This is a genomic window from Paenibacillus sp. J31P190 (assembly GCF_059692075.1).
Map to the genome: position 1 here is coordinate 1 of NZ_JCAUAS010000063.1, position 2,730 is coordinate 2,730.

4 protein-coding genes are annotated in these 2,730 nt (G+C 40.2%); all 4 read left to right on the forward strand.

Going from position 1 to position 2,730, the window contains the following annotated elements; genetic code table 11:
* Nucleotides 1-111, forward strand: a 111-nt coding sequence (locus AC58U0_RS37170) for a sigma factor-like helix-turn-helix DNA-binding protein (protein WP_497383659.1), incomplete at its 5' end; no start/stop codon positions are given.
* Nucleotides 112-176: 65 nt separating this feature from the next.
* On the forward strand, nt 177-851 hold the full coding sequence (locus tag AC58U0_RS37175; protein ID WP_497383656.1) for an ABC transporter ATP-binding protein: 675 nt from the start codon (nt 177-179) through the stop codon (nt 849-851).
* A 155-nt stretch (nt 852-1,006) separates the two neighbouring features.
* Nucleotides 1,007-1,414 (forward strand): DUF6210 family protein, encoded by a 408-nt coding sequence (locus tag AC58U0_RS37180; protein WP_497383657.1) that lies wholly within the window; start codon nt 1,007-1,009, stop codon nt 1,412-1,414.
* 219 nt (nt 1,415-1,633) lie between these two features.
* Nucleotides 1,634-2,536, forward strand: a complete 903-nt coding sequence (locus AC58U0_RS37185; protein WP_497383658.1) for a tetratricopeptide repeat protein — start codon at nt 1,634-1,636, stop codon at nt 2,534-2,536.
* The last annotated feature ends 194 nt before the right edge of the window (nt 2,537-2,730 follow it).

Consider the following 2,730-nt stretch of genomic DNA (forward strand, 5'->3'; position numbering starts at 1 on the left):
ACGCAGCGGGAGATTGCGAAGGAGCTGGGGATTTCGCGGTCGTATGTATCGCGAATTGAGAAGCGGGCGCTCATGAAGCTTTATCATGAGTTTTATAAGGCGAAGCGGTAAAGGTCGGTCAGTCGGAGGAGTCGCATACTTCATTTATTTGGTTTCATATAATGGAGGCGAAGGGAATGACCTTAATCCAGATTGAGCATATGAGTAAGAACTACGTGATGGGTGGGGAAACGATTCGGGCGTTGGATGATATTTCATTAGTGATCGATCACGGCGAGTTTGTGGCGATTATGGGACCTTCAGGGTCGGGAAAATCGACATTGATGAATATCATTGGGTGCTTGGATATTGCAGATCATGGGGACTATGTGCTGGATGGGAAGGCCATTAATCGGCTGAAGGATGCGCAGCTGGCTGAAATAAGGAATCGGAAGATCGGCTTTGTCTTCCAGAGCTTTAACCTGCTGCCACGGATTAATGCATATGAGAATGTGGAGCTGCCGCTCATTTACCGAGGGATGAGCAAGAAAGAGCGGGAGTCGCTTGTCATGAAGGCATTGGAAGCGGTTGACTTAGTAGACCGCAGGCGGCATCTGCCTTCGGAGCTGTCTGGCGGTCAGCAGCAACGTGTTGCGATTGCCCGGACATTGGCCGGCGATCCGGCAATCATTCTCGCGGATGAGCCGACGGGAGCACTAGATTCGAAGACGAGCGTGGAGATTTTGGACATTTTTAAGAGATTGAATGGGCAAGGCAGGACGATTGTTTTGATTACGCATGACCTAGCGATTGCTAAGCAGGCGAAGCGGGTTGTGTATTTTCGGGATGGGCGTTTGAGTGAAGTTGGATAGGTGGGTAAAAGAACCGGGTCTCCGTTGGAGTTCCGGTTTGTTGTTTTTACATTTAGGCACGTGATTAAACTAACGGGCAGTATAGCGCAACTTACGTACCCTAATTATGGTAATATATTGATAGTTAGATGAAGATATGAAACGAGGTTATTCTCTTGCCAATAAAACGTGAAGTCTGTCTGCATGGCTTGGAACAGCTTGCTCTTATTATAAAAATAAAGTCTGGAGTTGTTTACTATAACCAAGCTGGAGGTTATTCTTGTTTACAACCTTCAGTAGAAGGGATACTTATAATACTTGATGATGACACAAAGGAATTATTGCAAAAACTCTCTAAGTATTGTTTAAACAAAACAAAGTTAACAATGGAAGATGCAGTTTTCTTAGACGAATTACTTCTGTCTAACAGAGCGGGGAAGTTTTTTTCAATAGACAGGAAAAGACTCGAAGATTCAATGGAAGCATGGCTTAATGTAATAATTGATAATGAAACGATAGATAAAACATTATTTAATGGATTCGATGAAGATGAAGGAATTTTAACTTGGAATAACAGTGATTAAGTTAGCAACCATTGAACTAACGAGAGAACGAGTTAAACAGTGAAGTGCTGCCGCGTGGCAGCACTTCACCCCCTTAACGGGCAGATTAGCTTAATGAAACAACGGGCACAAACAGGTTGGCGAAAAAGGCTTTGAATTGAGTGATATAATTTATTTCAAGTAAATTTTTTATCATCAACTTCATATTCAACATTTGAATAAATTGACAGGAGGAACCAGTTGAATATTAACCAGAAAGCTATCGAACATTTCGAACGTAATGAATATGATGCAGCCTTGGCTCTTTTCAAAGAAGCTGTGAACGAATCAAGAAATATTCAGTCTTTAACGAACCTTGCTTGGATTTATTATCACGAAGAAAGTGACACAGAAACTGCTCTGGAATTAGTTAAAGAAGCAACTAGTCTAAATCCAGCTTCGCATATTCCCTACAACCTTTTAGGAGAAATATATGTTGCGTTGGAAAGATGGGAAGATGCCTCGAATGTATTGTTGAACTCAATCGCAATCGAGCCTTCCAAAGAAGCATATAATAATTTAGCTATAGCTAAATATCATCTTGGGGAATTGGATGAAGCTTCAGCTTTATTTCTAAAAAGTGCCAAGCCTTCTGATTACACAATGTATAGTTACATAAAATGTTTGATTGAAATCGGTAAAACGAATGAAGCAAAATGTAAGTTGGATGCTTTTTCGGAAAGTGATGATGAATTCGTCGGAGAAGTTCATGTTGCTGAACTGTACTTTGAGTTGCAATGTTTTTCTGAGGCAGTCCGTTGGTTTGAAAAATCATGGGACACATATTATAAGAGTCCAGATTGGGTTTGTAGGTATATTTATTCCTTAATTAAAACAAGTTCATTGAATCGTGCGGTTGAAATGGCAAATGAATGTATTCAATTAAAAATAAACGATATTCGGGAAGAACACGCAGTTCAATGCAATGAGGATTGGACAGAGAGCGAAAAAGCCATATACATAAAGCAATTAGAAGATGACAAAAAGGAATATGAAAGTATTATAAATATGATTTCTAACGGCTATGTTCCACCTTTGAAATTTTCAACATCTTTGAGTTCAAGTTGTTATTTATTTGGATGTTCAAGACACAACAAAGTTTGATTTTTGACCGCCATTTCCATCATTGAAAAGATTCAACCATTATATTCATGATGGTTGTTCAACTTACGTAAGAACGATAGTCAGGAGCTGCCGCAATGAAGTGACCCCCAAAAGTTAGACAGTATATAGTTAGACTGCCTTTAGCGCATGAGTTCGGTACTGTACCGGGCTCATGCCTTTTAGTTTTGCCTTTA

Coding starts and splice junctions, on each gene's coding strand:
- AC58U0_RS37175 (WP_497383656.1), top strand. CDS start 177: ATGACCTTAATCCAGATTGAGCATATGAGTAAGAACTACGTGATGGGT.